Here is a 15,497-nt window from a genome sequence, read left to right as displayed (position 1 = left end):
TTAGTTCCCCACCTGACGCCAGCTACCGCTGGCCGTCCTGATCATTAAAGCGCGGTAATATTTCCCCATCATTCGGCAATCGCCCATATCCGGGCGGATGTTTAGCCCCGTCATGAAACACCCGGTTGGCGCTTCCCAGTTCTGCTGCGCCGTCCATCCCGCGTTCTCCAGCGCCTGACTGCCACGCTGTACGTCGTAAACAAAACGACTATCCGACCAGTTGCGATCCGCAAGATAAACCACGGCGTCACTTGCCTCATGCCGCATGTAGGGATTGGCCACGTTCCCGCTCGCAAATCCGGCAGTTTTGACGCTGTCACGCGCAATATAATGCGCATTACTTTCAGTCTTAGAATAAGCATCAACAAAAGGCGGTTTGTTCTGCGTTGTGTAAACCTCCCCCATATCAGAGGCGTCTACCTGAATTTTTACCTTCGCACCCGTCCAGCCGATATAGATTTTATTCGTACCCATACCGACACCGCCGCCTTGCTGAACGGCGGCAAAATTCCCGACATTCCCAAGCCCGACGCTTGAGTTAGTAAGGTTAATATCCTTTGTCCCATCAAAGGCTACACCGGCAATTTTTCGGGCAGTAGCAAGTTTCGTGGCCGCCACGGCCGTGCCATCACTCGGCAATCCACCCAGATTTTTTAATGCGTCAGCGGCCGTTTTTGCGCCGGTGCCACCACTGGCCACGGGTAACGCCGTTGATAAGGTCAGGCCATACGCACCGGTAACTTCCAGACCGCCGTCCATCACCCAATTATCCGCGGTGCCGTCTTTCAGGTTTGATGCCCTTTTACGCAGTACCCACTTACCGTTAGTGGCATCCCAAAACCCAAAGTTACCGGCATTGGAATAGCTAACATTCATTAGCGGATGTTCCGCATTTGACGAACTAAATTGGCAGGTTGCGTCATGACGGTTGAATTTCACCAGTCCGTTAAAATTGACTTCACCCGCCACCGTCATGCCACCGGCATAAGTGGCATCCTTAAGGGCTTTGATGGTTTCGTTAATGGTCACTGGTGAGTCAATCGAAACCGCAGACGTATAAATATTCGAATCCGGCCGGTTATACCCGATATAGAGCGTTCCGCCAGTTTGCGAACCCGCGTCTTTCAGGCTGGCGGCCAGCGTGGTGTTACCGTTGTTATGGTCACGCAAAATGATGGCGTCATTTTTACCGCGAATTACAGACGCCGCATTACTTGGATAGAGATTAATCCCGGCATCTGGGCGTAAAGCACCGTTAGCAATCTGGACAATATCGTTTTGGGCGTCACACACTATGCGCGCCTTAATTGCGCCCTGTTCATCCCTGGCATCCATCCGCATTACACCTTCGCCAGCCGGATAAACCGCAGAGGAAAGACCACCTAATGCACGCCCTGCATGGGGATCCGTATCGGTCAGCGTGTTTGGCAAACGAAAATATACGTTGCCCATAGAGGTTAGAACGGATGGCAATTTATCGGCTGACACCGTTCCCACACGGCTGGTGAATGACATATAGGCTTCATAGTCATTTGGCCGCAGGATCCCAAAGCGATAATTCGACTGAATTGAACTGGCCACCTCAAGGTTTACAGCCATTTTCACACTGGACGCAATACTGGTCAGCTTGCCCAGGCTGGTAATGTCGGAATTATCACCCGCCTTTGCGACACCCAATCGCGTGAGGTCTGCAAGTTCCAGGCTGTTACTGTCGAAAACCTTTTTCCACCCAAATGGCAACGGGGAGGTGCCTCGCCATAACCACCCGCCTGGCTCCGTTGTGCTGACGATGCCAATACGCTCATAAATCACCCCCGTGGTGCAATGCAGATATTGCGTAAGCGCCGCCCCTGCGTCATAAAAGCGACGGTGGCTTACCAATGTGTCAGCGGCCTGGAAAGTTGCCCCCATTGGGTGATCGTCAAAATATCCCGCCAGCGTCACCCCGCCGGATAAACTCACAATGGACGGATCGTAAAGCTTGGTAACCTTAGTGTTATCAACGCTAGGCATCACATTGCTGATTGCGCCCACGTCTGCCGGTGTCAGAGTAATGTCAGCGGTCAGCGCCTTTTTATTCACCGTGCGCGTTTTCGGCACGCCGTTGAGCGTATTGAGCGCCGCAGCCGGATCGGCAATCTCTGCCAAATTCTTATCCCGGCGCAAATATTGGCTGCTGCCTTTCGGACGCAAATCCGTGATCGCGCCGTTGGCGTCAATGCTGGCCAGTGCAAACACGTAGTGCGCAATCCCGCTTTGAACGTAGTCTTTCAGCGTCGTGGCCAGCGTGAATTTGATTTCAGTTTTGTATTCACTGGTCAGCGTGCCGTGATAGCTCACGTCCGCCCACACCTTCATTGGTTTGGTCGTTACGGTGATATTTGTTTTAGCCGCAAGGCTGGCACGCAATCCGCCCACGTAACCCAGCCCCGGCGTAACAAAGAATTGAGTGCCGGTTTTGGACACCAAAAAGCCGTTATCGAAAAATGCCCCGGTGCCGTAAATATCCAGATTAGCCAGGCGCAGGGATTCGTCCATGCCCGCCAGACGTGCCGTAAAATCAATCTGCCAGGTTTGGGCAGGCGTGCTGATCAACGTCTGCGATTCCGCGCCGTTGTACTCCATCAGGAAAGAACGGGTTAACACGTTGCCCTGCTGACCGTTGGCGTTTTTCACTTTGCTCTGTAGCGGCGCATGTACCACCATCGCCAGCTTGCCGGTGGCCTTGTTAATCAGGCCAATCCAGTTAAACGAGAAATCGCCCACGTCAGTGCCAAGCGTCACCGAATACACCACGGCGTTTTGATTCACCAGCCCGGTTTTTTCTACCGCCTGGCGGTAGACAATTTGCGCCGCTGGCGGCACGCCCTCCGCACGGTCAATCGGCTTGTTAACGTCCAGATTCGGCACGTTGGCAAACACGAATTCATCCAGGACAATCGCCTGGCCGTTGGCGGCCTGCGCGGCTTTCCACTGCTCAAAGGCCGTGGTAATGACGGTTTGTGACATGTTATTTCCTTATAACTTTGCGCCAAAGGTGGCGGATCCTGTTTCACTGATGCCAAGGCTTGCGGGATAACACACGTATTCGCCCTGGTTCCAACCGGCACGAATGCGAAGCCCGGACGTGGTGATCACTTCAAACTGATAACGGCGGCAGGTTCGGCCGTACTGGCGGATGATCTGCAAGAGTAAATCTGCGTTGTCAGAAATCTGGCTATCGGTCACCCGGACAATGATCACATCCCAATCAATGCCCGCCTGGCGTTCCAACAGCTCAACGTAGCCAATTCCCAGACGTTCAAAAATGGCGATAAACCCGGAAACTGAACCCGCGTCCTGCGCATTAATAAAGGCATAGGCCACGCGCTTTCTAAACAGTGACAGCGGTTCACCGTTAAACCGCGCAATGTCCCGGTCATAAGCCAGAAGATTTAACAGCGGCTCGGCGCAGGTCAGCGGATCAAACTGCTGCAATGGCCATGTCACCCAGCCTACGATCCCCGTCCAGAACTTCACGGCGGCTTTCAGCAATTTGGCCGGTTCGCCCCGGTTCATCCATGACGGCAATTTCAGGCTTTTCATTTTTGTGGCGAAATCAGACACCTTTCACCTCCACTTTCAGCGTGGCCAGACGCGGCACGCTCAGCTCACTGACGATATCCGCCAGCGAAAACACGAGGGATTCGACCACACCAAACTGTTTATGCAGCTCCCTGGCCAGGTTAGAAAATGAGAAACGGGAATATGGCCAGGTGCGCTTTACGTCGTATTCGGCGTTTTGCCGGAAAGCACTGCGGATCAGGTTGCTGACGCCGGAAATCAGTGAGGCTTTTTCCTCGGCCGTCATGTTGTCCGGGTTAGTCACGTACAACGTGACCGTTAAATTGTGCTGCGTCTCTGGCATGGCCATGCACTGTAAATCATCGCCGTGGCCGTGATGCCCCTGCGTATTGATGTACTCATTCACGGCATCAATAAACGGCTGGGAGGTTTCGCCACTGTCTAACAGCAAATAGGCGTTTGCCGTACCGGCACCGCGTGGGGCGTCATGCACAAAGAAAATGCGGTCAACGCTTAACCCCACGACGCCCGCAATCATGCTGCGGTACACCGCATCGGTGTGATAGTTGCCCACCAGGTTGAACTGATTGCGGCACCTGTCCCGTAAATCATCGTCGGATTCTTCATCGGCACCGGGCGTTAACAGCCAATCATCCTCGTTAACGGCTTTACTGATGCCCGTCACCGCCACCGGCAAAATGCGGTAGTAACCCGGTGCCAGGTTGTAAGCATTCCCGGCCGCCATCGCCGTGACCGGGATCAGCGCACTGGTAACGCCCGCCGCCAGCGTCGTATCCGCATTAACAATCACCGCGTACGTCACGCCGTTAATGCGCTCCGTCTGGATAACGGTTCCGGCCGGGACGGTCACCGGCTGACTGGCGTTTTCCTTGTAAAAACGGATAACCCCTTTTGCCGCGCTGGCCGGTTTGGCCGTGAGGTTCACGCCCCATGCCAGCATCCGCAGCATCGCACCGCTGGCCGTGGCCAGATACATATTGGCCAGCACCGTATTGACCAGGACATCTTTAATCCAAAGCACCGGCGTGGTCACAATGGCGGTAATGAGTCGCCAGAACGGTGACATGCGGGAAGTATTTGTGATCATCCCCTCCGCTTTCACAATCGCCGTGAACTGCTGTCCGATTTCCTCCTGAGTGACCGGCATCCCGCTTTCCTTGAGTACGGCCTCAAAATCAATGGTCGGTTTCTCACTCATAATTCACCCCGGTGGAAATCTTGCCAAAATCATACGTTTCCGCCGTTGCCCACAGGCGTTTTACAGATTCCTCTGCGATATTCACCGTGCCGGGAATAATGCGTTCATCACCTTCAATTAATAAAATCATTTGGGTGATCACATCGGCGCGTAATGTCGGGCTACGCTCTGCCACTAATAACGTGGTTAACCCGCTTTCAATAATGGCGTGGACAATATCCTGTGCAATGCTGATACGGTTATTACACAAGCCCGGTTCATTACCCGTATTCAGCGTAAAATCACGCCCGGTAATAAGGAGATCGACATACAGCAAATCCGTCATTAGTTTAATTCCTGCCATTCCATTAGCTCGGCCGGTGTTAATCCTTTGGAAGGATGAATATTCACGGTGCCGATTTTTTTACTGTTATCAATTGTGGTTTCCGTATTGGTGTTGATTTCCTTTTTCAATCCGCCACGTTCCACGCCTTTAACCGTTCCCCCCGTCAAAATATCTTTGCCCATTGGCGGCGGCGATATCAGGTTTTTATTTCCTGTCACAGCAATTTGATTTGTCACCTTGTTAAAACCTGGTGGCACAGCCGCAGGGGCATCAGCTGCGGCCACCGCCTTTGGCATCACACTGGCCGGTGAAACTCCGCCCAATGCCGCTGCATCAGGTTTCACGTTTGCCGGTGATGCACCGCCCAAAGCCGCCGCACCTGGCATTACGCTGGACGGTGACACGCCACCCATTGCCGCCTGATTTGGCATGGTGGCCGCCGGTGGCGTTCCTTTGGGCGTCACCGTAACGGGGACTTCTTTCAGCTCAATATTGACGCCGGGAATGTTGTTTAACTTCTCGACGATCCAGTTATACGTTGCTGTAAATGACGATTTCAGCGTATCCCACAGCTTGCCGAAAACGTCCCCGATCACACCGGCAATTTTGACAAAGGACTCAACCGGCGAATTGATATCAAAAGAGCTAACGACTTCCGCCCAGCCGTCAGACACGATCCCGAACATCTCAATCACTGTTTGAATGGCATGGTAGACCAGCTCAAACGGCGTCAGGATAAGCCCAATCGCCCCGGCAACAATGCGCCCGAATGTTTCCCCCGCGCTGGTAACGTTGGTCAGTTGCCCCTCGGTCATTTGGATCGGTGCCAGCAGATTTCCAAACCAGCCAACCAGCGTTTTGACACCATCCCACACCCAGCCCACCGCAGCGGCAATACCACCAAACAGCCCTTTAAACGGCGTCAGTGCCCCGCTTGCCTGGCTGAACCCGCTGATAAACCCGCTAACAAAGGCTTTGATCGGCTGCCAGAACTTAATCACCGCAATCACCACCGCCGCAATGGCGGCCACGATGGCCACGATGGGGGCGATCACCAGCAAGAACGACGCGGCACCCATGCGGGCGGCAATACTGGCGGCCAGCAACGTGACACGCAGGCCGCGTAATCCTGCACTGAATAACTGCGTCACGGCATTACTGGCCACCATTGCCAGACGGTTAAGCCCTAACAGCTTGGCCATCGGTGCCACCAGGCGGGTAACGCCCATCATGACAAAACCGTGAATGCCCATCACGATATTGGCAATTGCCCCCACCGCCGCGAAACTCAGCAACGCCACCGTGGCATAACCGATCACGCGGGCAATGTTAGGGAACAGGCGCATCCAGCGCGTCAGCTTTTCGCCGCCGTCCGCGATTTTGTTGACCAGCGGATACAGCACCGGCAACAGCGTGGAACCGATGGCGGCACGCATGGCAAACCAGATCGCCGTCAACCTGTCCCAAGGGCGGGTCATTTTCTCGGCCATCTCGGTGGCTCGCTTCATGCCGTCGTTGCTGCCCAGCTCAGTGATGTTGCGTTTCAAAACGTCAACGTTGCCGTAAAGCTGCTTAATCACCGCCGAACTGTCACCAAAGGCATCATCTAATTCGGCCTGCGCCTTGAGATTGCCCTCGATGCTTTTGCCATATTTTCCCTGGAGTTTTTCCAGCATGGCGGGCAATGACAACATATGCCCCTGCACGTCTTTGAAACTTAACCCCAGCTTTTGCGCACCGGCCTCGGCTCCGCTCATGAATCCCTCATAGGATCCGCTGGCCTCAGAACCAAGCGAACGTTGCAGCTCACCCAATACGGCCAACTGCTCATCAATCCCGACGCCGTAGTTTGAACCGACGCCGCGCGCGCCCTCCATCAGGTCTTTGATGGTGGCCATGTCCGTGCCGAACTGGTTTTTCATATAGGCCATTTTGCCCGCCAGTTCTTCCGCAAACTGGACTTTACCCACCTCAGCCGCGTAGCCGCTGAACTGGGTAAACATCTGTCCCATGAATTCCGACGCTTCCCCGGCCGTGCTTTTCAGCGCTTTGGCGGCAGTATTAGCCACCTCAGTGACGCGGGGTAATTCTGCGTTTGTCAGCCCGGCCACGGCGGCGTTGATATCCGCGGAGGATTTCACAAACTCCACCGCGGATTCGCCGTATCGCACGCTGAATTTAAGGGCGTCGTCCGTGACTTTGGCCAGGGCATCGTCACTGATACCCCGCGCACTGGCTTCCTGCATCGCGTCAAACATCTGAATGGCCGGATCGAGCGCGGCGGTAATAGAGGCACCGACGCCCCACAGTGCGGCGGCACCGATGGCCACTTTGCCAAAGGCGGCCGCGCTTTCCTGCGCGAACCCGCTTACAGAGGATTGCACCTGGCGAAGGGGGCGCGTGATGTTGTCAATTAAACTGAGTGTGAAATCTAAATCAGCCATTATTCGCCTTTAAACGCCAGGGCAATGCCATTTGCTACAGCAATGCGGTGATACTCCCAATGACGGTTATCCAGCCACACGGCACGGGCTAAGTTTTCGGGATCGTCATTTTCATGCGGTAAGTAATGGCGACGCAAAATAAGGTATTGCTCCAGCCCATTACTTTCGATAGCGCGTACCCGCGCCGTTAGTTTTTTAGTTCAATCTCTAATTTCGGCGCGAACTGATCATTCACGAAACTGCAAATTTGCAAAGCGGAACCGGGAATTTCCAGAATCGAATCCAGCGCTTCTTTGCATTCAACGTGAATAATTCGGCGCAGGTAGTTATTTGCCGGTGCCACTTTATTATCCATCGCCATTTCATTAATGAATTTATTGTAGGCGGTGGCATTTGGTTCAAAGGTCAGCGCAATGCCATTTACATTCATAATAATTTTACTCATTGTTTCATTTCCTTTCGTTGGTTTATTTCATCGACTAATTGATTATGACGCGCCGCACAGTCTGAATATTGCGGCGTCAGTATTAATATAGTTTCTGCAATATCTTTGCCCGTTACCCCGTTAATGCGCGGGAGTTTTACCGGGCATTTGGTTAACAGGTTTTCCTGATAAGGCACGCTCGGCTTTATCGACGGCGTTGTTGAACATGCTGACAAACTCAGCAGACAAGCACTCATTAATAAAAACCGGTTTGAGTATTTCAGTTCGGATTTCCGTAGGCTGCGCATCGCGTAACGCCTCCAATTTTTCCTCCAGCCTGCGGCCGGATTCACTGGCCACCTTCTCACCGGCAAGGCGGGAAGATTCACCGGCAGCGTGGGCGGCGGTGGTGATCGCCAATTCCACGCTGTCGCTGTACCAGGCATTCACCCGCCACCCGGCGGCGAACGCGGACAACAATGCCAGAACGGCGATCACCAGCTGCTTGCCCATCACTTCACCCCGTTATGTTCCAGGCTAAAGTGATTGCCGTCCGGGCGGGTTTTAAAACGCCCGCCCCAGACGCCGCCCAGCGATTCCCAATATTCTCCCAGCGGCGTATACGCCTCGGTGCTGGTCTGGTATTGGCCGTTAATGAACAGATTAAAATCCACGGCCAGACGCTGCGTGTGCAACGAATTGGCAATCCCCGCGCCGCTTTTGGCGTTCAGTTTGGCCTGTTCCGGCGTGCGGTAGGCTTCGCCAAAGGTCAGCCGGTAGCCGCGTTCCCCTGCCCACTCAATCAGCTGGGCAATCAGCTGCGTGAACAGCTGCTGTTTTTCGCTTAACGTCATTGCGGTTTCTTCCCTGTTAACAAACTGCTCCCCTTGCGGCGTAGCCAGATTTCAACGGCCTGAAAGCCTGCAATCCCCAACGCCGCGCCCAATCCGTTGATGGCCAGCGGTGAAATGCCGGGGATCCAGATAAGGATTGCCCCCGCCGCCACCGACGTGGCCGAACCTAAAATCATGCGGCCAACAAAAAGCCGCGTCGTCATCGGTTCGCTGCTGTTAAGCGCCTTACCCAGGGCAATCAGTGCGCCCAGGATAATGAGGCTCAACAGGCTTTTTTCATGCTCTTGCATCCCTGCGATTTCCTTATCCAATTAAGTTGCGCGTATCTTCATCTTCCAGATACGGCACGCCGTTAATGCGCACGAACTGCGGGCTTGTGACCATGTATTTAATTTTATGGCTCAGCGTGCTGCCGCCCTTTGGATCGTTATCCAGCAGGTTGCTCAACACCAATTTGCAGCCAAAGGCTTCAATCTTCAGTTCTTCATTACCGGCCTTGGCATAGAACATCAGATCCACCGGGTCGATGCCGCGCCACGAACCGGCACGCCGTGCAATGGCGGTCAACTGCGTGAGCACCTTGGAGGTGATTTCAATTTCACCCTCGGCCGCCACGTCACCGGACACGTGACCATCAGGTACACCCTGAGTTTGCGCAGCCGCCGTGTTGTCAGTGATATCCAAACTGACCTTTTCAATGTGTACCAGGTCACCGTCAATGCGCACATCGGTAGACTGGCCTGAAATCCGTTTCATCGTTAATTACTCCCTGTCAGGCTGGTGTCCAGCAACAAGCTCACCGTGATGCCTTTCGGGCATTCGTACGGGCGGATCACGATATACACCGCCACTTTCGTGGCCGATTGCCAGGTGATCGTTACGTCATCATCCTGCGGCGGTTTCACTTCGCCGGGGAAGGTGATGCCGTTAATCTGGCTTGAAATCGACATCTCACGCAGCACCTTGGCGAAATACGCCTGGTGGGCGGCAATACTGGACGGCGTGCTGTTTAACGAGCGGTCAGCGATTTTGGCAATCGCCTGCAAACGCACACGACGTGCGGCTTTGTCAGCAATGCGCAGGTACTCAATCGCCTGGTAATCCCCACCCTCGGCGTCCAGCGTCACCCCGTCCGCCCAATAGTACCCGTCATAATCTGGATACCACATCGGCACGCTATAACGCTGCGCCTGCAAGGCTTGCAGTGTGGCCAGCTCCAACGGCACCCCGGTGCCATCTACTGGCATTTCATCACTGCCCAGCGATACCAGCGCACCGGTTTTTACCCGCGCCGGACTGTCAGCCACTGTCACCGCACGACTGCACAGGCGACCGGCCAATACGCCCGGCTCATTGCCGAACAAGCGCGGAACCAGCTGCACGGACGGGGCAGAAATCTGCGCCTGTAGTGCAGCAAGCCGGATCAAATACTCTGCCCAATCTTCCTCGGCCTGCGGTGCCTGCACGGAAAGGATGAACCAGTTCCAGCGGGAATAACTGGCCAGTAATTTGGCACGCATTTCCGCCGCTTTGTTGATGGCCGTTTTCGTGGCGATATCGTCAAGCAACACCACCCCTTCAACCGAACAAAGAGGCTGTGAAGCCAGAACGGCATCCGCCCAGGCATTCTCCCCGGCATCCTCTGCCAGTACATGCACAAACCCGCTCCAGTTGGCTCCGGCGTTGAGCATGGCCGCGTTCACGTTACTTTTTAAAATGCTCTCCCCTGCACCCAGCAGCGCATCGAGATCGCTTTGGGTATTCACCGCCAGCGTTTTACCCGCGTTTAGCGTCCCCGTACCGACATAGAGCACCACGCGCTCAATCTCGTTTGTTTCACCCTGTAGCTGATTGACCTGATTTACATCGACCGTTGGCCACGCCATAACTTCCCCTTAGTGTCCTGCGTCACCGCCAAATCCGATGCCCTGGAGTTGACGCGCTAACGCTTTGTTAAAATCGTCTTCCGTGATACCCAAGAAAGGACGTGATGGAACATCGACCGACCAGGAGGTTTTCACCGCTTTGCCGGACAACTTCCGGATCAGCAGCCCGGCTTTGGCCATCGTCATGCCTTCCTGAATTTCTTTAAACGGCGGCTTTCGCCAGCGCTTACCCTTTTTGACCTTGTACCCCAGCGCTCGCAGGCGTTTGGCCTGTCGCTGACTGGCCGGCAGACTTTCCGCCCGGCCTTTACGTTCCACCTGACGGCGGCTAATCGTCACGTTCATGCCATTTTGCTGGGCGTAACCCACCGTTCCCGCCGCCACGGTCTTTTTGCCGTTGCGGTATCCGCCGCCGCTCAGGTAAATGCGTACCCCGTCGATTTCCGGCATTTCCCGGATATGCAGCATCTTTGGCATATTGCGCAGCATCTTGCCTTTGCGCTTCGTCTGGCGTCCCTGCCACGCCTCGCCATCCGGGCTTTGCTGATTTCTGACGTTGCGTTTAGCAGCGGGGATAAGCCCGTATTTGCCAAGCCGCCACATCAGCTTTTTGCGCTTCGCCGGTGGCAACTCCAGGCTGGCCAGCTTTTTACGCAGCGCCTTAAGTTGCTCCCGGTCTAACTCACCCCGGATAATCATTTGTCACTGCCAATCTGCGCGCCCTGACCGTCCACCCCGTACACCACCGCTTCGCTGGCAAACCAGATTGTCGGGTCTGCCAACCTCCACCGCGCCCCGTCCAACGGGATGTTGCCTTTGTCGTCTTTGATAACGCTCAGTTCTTCCACCATCGGCAAGGTGATGATCAGCACGGCGGTTTCTTCATCAACCAGATCGATATCGAAATCAGGCAGTTCGGTATCAATGCCAACCTCTTCATACAGTGACCGGTCAGACTGCATCAGCCACGCCAGCAGCAGCGCGGCCAGATTGCGCGGGTCATACAGCCGATAGGGGAATCTGTCCCAGGCTAAAACCGCGTTGTAGCGGATGATGGCCATCCGGTACTGATCCAGCCCTAAATCACGCTGGGCGGGGATAAAATTCAGTTCATCCATGTAGCTGGAGAACCCCGCGCCCTTAAATGTCCTGCCGGGCATATTGGCGGTGACAAAGGCGCTCAACGCATCCAACTGGCTCATATCTGCCTCACCGTTACGCGGCGCAATCCTTTGATTGCCCGGATAATGATTGAACCCTCGGCCAGCAGCCCTTCGCGGGTTTCCGTGCTTTCCTGCCCTGGGTGCGACTCCCTGCGCCCCTGACTTGCGAACTCTGCGATCAAATCGGCCTTTGCGCGGGCAAACACTGCTTTTTTATAGCGAGCACAAAGCAGGTTTTCGCCGGGGCGGCCGATGCCCGGCACCGCGCTGGCCTTGCCAAATCCTTTGGCTACGTGCTTTTCCTTCACGGCCTGCAAGAGGTCATTCACTTCACCGGCCGCCGTCAGCAGCGCCGTGGCCACCGTTCCGGCGTTCACGTCGGCGGGAATGCTTCGCTGTTCCTGGAATTCCGCCAGATTCAAATCCGGCCAAAATCCGTCGTTTGTTAACGGTTCGTCCTGGTAATCAATCGGCTTGCCGCTAAACATAAAATTCTCCGTAAGAAACGGGCAGACCGGGATCCACGGTACATAACCCAAGGGTATTACCTTCCCCGCGCCCGTTCCGGCTTGCGGTAGTCTTTACTTAGCCAGCGTTACCGGCTGAACTTCTGATTCATCAAACCAGCTATCAACAGCGCGGCCGTCAGCTGCCTGATAATGAATAAAATAGGCCGGGCAATGGTTGAGGTATTCAGCGCGACCTTTTACATGGCCTTTCTCACCACTGACGGAAATCTTTACCGCCTGCCCTAAATCATGCTTAAAACTCATTTCTTAGCTCCTGATTGTTTTTCCAACGCCCGGATACGTGAGGCGATTTGATTGCGCATCGTCCCCACGCCGCAGGCGGAGTAAAGCTTATGCGCTCTGGCCAGCAGCGCATCCACGCCCCGCAGCACTTCCACATCGTCGGTCACAGTGGGACGCGGCACACCTTGATCGTCATACAGCTGACGCATACCGGCGAACTTAAGCCACTTAGCCTGGATCACTTCATACAGCGCCCACTTTTCCGTAACGTTGGTAAACGTGCGGGAAAAATAAGGCTCAATTGGGTGGCCATCCCTGGCCTGTAATTCCGCCCATCCCAGAACGGTATCCGCCACAAAGGTGGTGAAATTACTTTTCAACTCACGCGGGGTTTCCTGCCCCTGCTCGATGGCGATATCCGCCAAATCCAGCGCGGCGTCCATGTCGCCCACGTCAAAAAGCCAAATCACACACCATGCCAGGATCGGATTGCGGTACACCTCGCCGCCGTCCAGATACTTCTCAACCGTAGGCATCCAGCGCGGTAGCAGTTCTTCACGCTTAAGCGCGACCTTTTGCGCCAATGTCAGCCCGTGCAACTTGTCCACGTCGTTGGCCAGCGCCGCGCTCAGAACGTGCAAACTGTCTGCGCCGTCTAACGCCTGGCGTTGCTTTAACTTCATTTCTGCCGCAATGCGGGCATTGTGTCGCTGCGCGGGTGACAGGCTCATTTTTACTCTCCGCCTACTGGTTCAGACGGCTCCACGACCTTACCGATCGTCACGGCGGATTCATCGATCGCCGCATACAGTTCCGGGTATTCCACCGCATAACCTTCATTACGCAGATACTTGTTTTCGTACGCTTTGCGGTCTTCAACGAACTCCGCTTTACGCTGGCGGGTATTACGCTGCGTATAGATATGCAGATTGTTGAGCGTGGTCACTACCATACGTTTGCCCGGCATAAACGGCGGGATAATGGCCTGACGCCCTGCGATGGAGTCTTGCAACATCTGCGCCGCGATTTTTTCGCTCGGACGGTCAGCCGCCTGATACAGGCGATACTGCTCAGCCGCGACCAGATCAGCACCGACCAGAACAACCAGACGCGGATCGTTGCGATATTCCTGCGGAATTTTGGCGTTAATAAGGTCTGACGCCATCGCATCCAGTGACTTGTAATCACCGCCCTGATCGAGCGTGACGGCATCGGTCATGATTTGAGATTTGGCAATCTTGCGTACAATTTCATGCCAGCCGATGTTCACATCTTCACCGTTAGGATTGGTCTTGTAGTCGGTATCTGCGGCAATAGATTTACCGTTAAAACCGATACGCAGCATATCCAGCGCAAATGCCTGATTGGTGAATGACTGAACCCGCTGGAAAAACTCTTCTTCCGAACCGGCGTTCGCCCACACTGACAGCAGATCCCAGCGCAGCGCAGCGCATGAATCCGTTTCAACCAGCTTGTATTCGTTACCGGACACGCCGATATTGCGACGGAAACGGCCTTCGGCAATACGGCCGGTATGCAGACCAGAAGCCCCTACACTGACGACCTGACCTGATAGCTGGTCAACATCGGCCACGGTGATCCAGTTCAGGAAATCCGAACTTTCCAGCAGCGCGTCACGCAGCTGCGTTTCTTTCGGATCGGACAATGCGAAATATTTAGATTCTTCGCCATTATCCAGCCCGTTAGCTGCCGCCAACCCCGCGCCAAATTGCTTTAAAAAGCCACGCGCTTTTGCATTTAAAATCATTATTTATTCATCCTTAATCGCTAATTAGCGGTTAATATTTTCCCTGGCGAACGCCTTATAAATGCTTATAAGAAGTTGAACGGCTTGCGTGAGCCTTTTGGATTTTTATTAGGCAACTTGGTCACCTTCACATCCAGTTTGCTGAAGTTATTTACGATATTCGGCAAGTTATCGCGCAGACGCGCAAACTCTTCGGTATCCACCACTTCTTTAACGGTTTCAACATCTGTCTGGATATCCTCAACGGTTGAATCAGTTGCTTCCGTTTTAGATTCCAGCGCAGCAACGCGGTTTTCAAGGGCTGCTAATGCTTCAGCCATTGCCTGTAATTTGTCGCCGCCCTGCGTAGTTTCTTCCGGCGCGGGTGTTTCGTCTTCAATACTGAAAAGACTGCGCCACGCTGACTTTGGTTTATTCTTCCCTGCCATGTTAATTTCCTTAACTTCGTTAATTACCAGCGGATTACTATTACCGATAAAATAATTATCTTTCCGCTTATTAAATCGCATTCGCGTAGTGCCTACGCTTGCGGGTTCATTTGTAACGCCCAAACCTTCGAGGTAATAGCGGCCAGTGCCGCGAAAGTTGCCATCAGGTGTTAATTCCACCGATGTGAATAAAAGCTGAAAATCTCTATTGGCACGCACCAAGTCAGTAGATGGGCAAAGACGTGCAAACAACTTCACGCGCCCTGCATCATCTTCAGACCAATTCACTTCTAACACTTCACCAGCACTACCGAAGCAGCGTTCATGCTCTGGCCAAAGCAGTGCGGTATACGTGTTTTCTGGATCGTAAGTTTCCGCCGCGTCAATTAACATATCCCTGGTTAAAAAACGCTTATCAACCGTTTCCCCTTCGGTTGCGATACAGAGCCAATTCGTCATTAAATGTGAACCTGACATTCCGGAATTAACCTCCGTTGTTTCCGTGAATTGCAGTATCGCCAATAATTAATGCACCTGCATCAAGATGTTTTCGGATATAGCCCCTTATCCGATGGCATCAGATATTAATTTAACGAAATAGCTGATACATCCCCGCATAATTGCATTGCAGACAAAATCACGGATGAAAAACGGTGTCGTATTTACTTCA

20 protein-coding genes are annotated in these 15,497 nt (G+C 53.9%); all 20 read right to left on the bottom strand.

Going from position 1 to position 15,497, the window contains the following annotated elements; genetic code table 11:
- The 20 genes from I2123_RS25430 to I2123_RS04905 all read right to left on the bottom strand — a co-directional run bounded on the left by I2123_RS25430 (position 1) and on the right by I2123_RS04905 (position 15,304).
- Positions 1 to 3,009, bottom strand: coding sequence for a phage tail-collar fiber domain-containing protein (locus I2123_RS25430; RefSeq protein ID WP_244879881.1), 3,009 nt, complete (start codon positions 3,007 to 3,009; stop codon positions 1 to 3).
- A gap of 9 nt (positions 3,010 to 3,018) precedes the next feature.
- Positions 3,019 to 3,585, bottom strand: a complete 567-nt coding sequence (locus I2123_RS04990; RefSeq protein ID WP_420834350.1) for a hypothetical protein — start codon at positions 3,583 to 3,585, stop codon at positions 3,019 to 3,021.
- 13 nt (positions 3,586 to 3,598) lie between these two features.
- Positions 3,599 to 4,783, bottom strand: a complete 1,185-nt coding sequence (locus I2123_RS04985; RefSeq protein WP_213051917.1) for a baseplate J/gp47 family protein — start codon at positions 4,781 to 4,783, stop codon at positions 3,599 to 3,601.
- The gene (locus I2123_RS04980; RefSeq protein WP_213051916.1) at positions 4,776 to 5,108 is read right to left on the bottom strand and encodes a DUF2590 family protein; all 333 of its coding nucleotides are present in this window, start codon (positions 5,106 to 5,108) and stop codon (positions 4,776 to 4,778) included. The genes I2123_RS04985 and I2123_RS04980 overlap by 8 nt, the downstream gene beginning before the upstream one ends.
- Complete coding sequence (locus I2123_RS04975; protein WP_244879880.1) at positions 5,108 to 7,552, bottom strand: phage tail tape measure protein; 2,445 nt, start codon at positions 7,550 to 7,552, stop codon at positions 5,108 to 5,110. Before I2123_RS04975 ends, I2123_RS04980 begins: the two co-directional genes overlap by 1 nt.
- Positions 7,552 to 7,689 carry a DUF6890 family protein gene (locus tag I2123_RS04970; RefSeq protein WP_213051915.1) on the bottom strand — a complete coding sequence of 46 codons (138 nt, stop codon included), beginning with the start codon at positions 7,687 to 7,689 and terminating at the stop codon, positions 7,552 to 7,554. The genes I2123_RS04975 and I2123_RS04970 overlap by 1 nt, the downstream gene beginning before the upstream one ends.
- A gap of 50 nt (positions 7,690 to 7,739) precedes the next feature.
- Complete coding sequence (locus I2123_RS04965; protein WP_213051914.1) at positions 7,740 to 7,997, bottom strand: putative phage tail assembly chaperone; 258 nt, start codon at positions 7,995 to 7,997, stop codon at positions 7,740 to 7,742.
- On the bottom strand, positions 7,994 to 8,233 hold the full coding sequence (gene lysC, locus I2123_RS25770; RefSeq protein ID WP_420834345.1) for an Rz1-like lysis system protein LysC: 240 nt from the start codon (positions 8,231 to 8,233) through the stop codon (positions 7,994 to 7,996). The genes I2123_RS04965 and lysC overlap by 4 nt, the downstream gene beginning before the upstream one ends.
- Positions 8,118 to 8,489: a hypothetical protein gene (locus I2123_RS04960; protein WP_213051913.1), complete on the bottom strand. Its 372-nt coding sequence runs from the start codon at positions 8,487 to 8,489 to the stop codon at positions 8,118 to 8,120. Before I2123_RS04960 ends, lysC begins: the two co-directional genes overlap by 116 nt.
- Positions 8,489 to 8,830: a M15 family metallopeptidase gene (locus tag I2123_RS04955; RefSeq protein ID WP_213051912.1), complete on the bottom strand. Its 342-nt coding sequence runs from the start codon at positions 8,828 to 8,830 to the stop codon at positions 8,489 to 8,491. Before I2123_RS04955 ends, I2123_RS04960 begins: the two co-directional genes overlap by 1 nt.
- On the bottom strand, positions 8,827 to 9,120 hold the full coding sequence (locus I2123_RS04950) for a phage holin family protein (RefSeq protein ID WP_213051911.1): 294 nt from the start codon (positions 9,118 to 9,120) through the stop codon (positions 8,827 to 8,829). The genes I2123_RS04955 and I2123_RS04950 overlap by 4 nt, the downstream gene beginning before the upstream one ends.
- Positions 9,121 to 9,133: 13 nt before the next feature.
- Entirely contained in the window at positions 9,134 to 9,586 is a 453-nt protein-coding gene (locus I2123_RS04945) for a phage protein (protein ID WP_213051910.1), read from the bottom strand.
- A 2-nt stretch (positions 9,587 to 9,588) separates the two neighbouring features.
- Complete coding sequence (locus I2123_RS04940; protein ID WP_213051909.1) at positions 9,589 to 10,716, bottom strand: DUF2586 domain-containing protein; 1,128 nt, start codon at positions 10,714 to 10,716, stop codon at positions 9,589 to 9,591.
- A 9-nt stretch (positions 10,717 to 10,725) separates the two neighbouring features.
- On the bottom strand, positions 10,726 to 11,415 hold the full coding sequence (locus I2123_RS04935; RefSeq protein WP_213051908.1) for a phage virion morphogenesis family protein: 690 nt from the start codon (positions 11,413 to 11,415) through the stop codon (positions 10,726 to 10,728).
- Positions 11,412 to 11,918 carry a phage tail protein gene (locus I2123_RS04930; protein ID WP_213051907.1) on the bottom strand — a complete coding sequence of 169 codons (507 nt, stop codon included), beginning with the start codon at positions 11,916 to 11,918 and terminating at the stop codon, positions 11,412 to 11,414. The genes I2123_RS04935 and I2123_RS04930 overlap by 4 nt, the downstream gene beginning before the upstream one ends.
- On the bottom strand, positions 11,915 to 12,367 hold the full coding sequence (locus I2123_RS04925; RefSeq protein ID WP_213051906.1) for a head completion/stabilization protein: 453 nt from the start codon (positions 12,365 to 12,367) through the stop codon (positions 11,915 to 11,917). The genes I2123_RS04930 and I2123_RS04925 overlap by 4 nt, the downstream gene beginning before the upstream one ends.
- A 93-nt stretch (positions 12,368 to 12,460) precedes the next feature.
- A complete protein-coding gene (locus I2123_RS04920) occupies positions 12,461 to 12,652 on the bottom strand; it encodes a hypothetical protein (RefSeq protein ID WP_213051905.1) in 192 nt (63 codons plus the stop codon).
- Positions 12,649 to 13,362 carry a phage terminase small subunit gene (gene gpM, locus I2123_RS04915; protein ID WP_213051904.1) on the bottom strand — a complete coding sequence of 238 codons (714 nt, stop codon included), beginning with the start codon at positions 13,360 to 13,362 and terminating at the stop codon, positions 12,649 to 12,651. The genes I2123_RS04920 and gpM overlap by 4 nt, the downstream gene beginning before the upstream one ends.
- 2 nt (positions 13,363 to 13,364) lie before the next feature.
- Entirely contained in the window at positions 13,365 to 14,399 is a 1,035-nt protein-coding gene (locus I2123_RS04910; RefSeq protein WP_213051903.1) for a phage major capsid protein, P2 family, read from the bottom strand.
- 65 nt (positions 14,400 to 14,464) lie between these two features.
- Positions 14,465 to 15,304: a GPO family capsid scaffolding protein gene (locus tag I2123_RS04905; RefSeq protein WP_213051902.1), complete on the bottom strand. Its 840-nt coding sequence runs from the start codon at positions 15,302 to 15,304 to the stop codon at positions 14,465 to 14,467.
- Positions 15,305 to 15,497 lie beyond the last annotated feature (193 nt).

Source organism: Rahnella inusitata, from assembly GCF_018288855.1.
GTDB lineage: Bacteria > Pseudomonadota > Gammaproteobacteria > Enterobacterales > Enterobacteriaceae > Rahnella > Rahnella inusitata.
The sequence above is the reverse complement of the archived record's forward strand: the minus strand, read 5'-3'. Positions and strand labels throughout refer to the sequence as shown.

What these genes read in the sequence shown, in the direction of transcription:
- I2123_RS25430 (WP_244879881.1), bottom strand. Translation starts at nt 3,009, where the DNA reads ATGTCACAAACCGTCATTACCACGGCCTTTGAGCAGTGGAAAGCCGCG.
- I2123_RS04990 (WP_420834350.1), bottom strand. Translation starts at nt 3,585, where the DNA reads ATGAAAAGCCTGAAATTGCCGTCATGGATGAACCGGGGCGAACCGGCC.
- I2123_RS04985 (WP_213051917.1), bottom strand. Translation starts at nt 4,783, where the DNA reads ATGAGTGAGAAACCGACCATTGATTTTGAGGCCGTACTCAAGGAAAGC.
- I2123_RS04980 (WP_213051916.1), bottom strand. Translation starts at nt 5,108, where the DNA reads ATGACGGATTTGCTGTATGTCGATCTCCTTATTACCGGGCGTGATTTT.
- I2123_RS04975 (WP_244879880.1), bottom strand. Translation starts at nt 7,552, where the DNA reads ATGGCTGATTTAGATTTCACACTCAGTTTAATTGACAACATCACGCGC.
- I2123_RS04965 (WP_213051914.1), bottom strand. Translation starts at nt 7,997, where the DNA reads ATGAGTAAAATTATTATGAATGTAAATGGCATTGCGCTGACCTTTGAA.
- lysC (WP_420834345.1), bottom strand. Translation starts at nt 8,233, where the DNA reads ATGAGTGCTTGTCTGCTGAGTTTGTCAGCATGTTCAACAACGCCGTCG.
- I2123_RS04960 (WP_213051913.1), bottom strand. Translation starts at nt 8,489, where the DNA reads ATGGGCAAGCAGCTGGTGATCGCCGTTCTGGCATTGTTGTCCGCGTTC.
- I2123_RS04955 (WP_213051912.1), bottom strand. Translation starts at nt 8,830, where the DNA reads ATGACGTTAAGCGAAAAACAGCAGCTGTTCACGCAGCTGATTGCCCAG.
- I2123_RS04950 (WP_213051911.1), bottom strand. Translation starts at nt 9,120, where the DNA reads ATGCAAGAGCATGAAAAAAGCCTGTTGAGCCTCATTATCCTGGGCGCA.
- I2123_RS04945 (WP_213051910.1), bottom strand. Translation starts at nt 9,586, where the DNA reads ATGAAACGGATTTCAGGCCAGTCTACCGATGTGCGCATTGACGGTGAC.
- I2123_RS04940 (WP_213051909.1), bottom strand. Translation starts at nt 10,716, where the DNA reads ATGGCGTGGCCAACGGTCGATGTAAATCAGGTCAATCAGCTACAGGGT.
- I2123_RS04935 (WP_213051908.1), bottom strand. Translation starts at nt 11,415, where the DNA reads ATGATTATCCGGGGTGAGTTAGACCGGGAGCAACTTAAGGCGCTGCGT.
- I2123_RS04930 (WP_213051907.1), bottom strand. Translation starts at nt 11,918, where the DNA reads ATGAGCCAGTTGGATGCGTTGAGCGCCTTTGTCACCGCCAATATGCCC.
- I2123_RS04925 (WP_213051906.1), bottom strand. Translation starts at nt 12,367, where the DNA reads ATGTTTAGCGGCAAGCCGATTGATTACCAGGACGAACCGTTAACAAAC.
- I2123_RS04920 (WP_213051905.1), bottom strand. Translation starts at nt 12,652, where the DNA reads ATGAGTTTTAAGCATGATTTAGGGCAGGCGGTAAAGATTTCCGTCAGT.
- gpM (WP_213051904.1), bottom strand. Translation starts at nt 13,362, where the DNA reads ATGAGCCTGTCACCCGCGCAGCGACACAATGCCCGCATTGCGGCAGAA.
- I2123_RS04910 (WP_213051903.1), bottom strand. Translation starts at nt 14,399, where the DNA reads ATGATTTTAAATGCAAAAGCGCGTGGCTTTTTAAAGCAATTTGGCGCG.
- I2123_RS04905 (WP_213051902.1), bottom strand. Translation starts at nt 15,304, where the DNA reads ATGTCAGGTTCACATTTAATGACGAATTGGCTCTGTATCGCAACCGAA.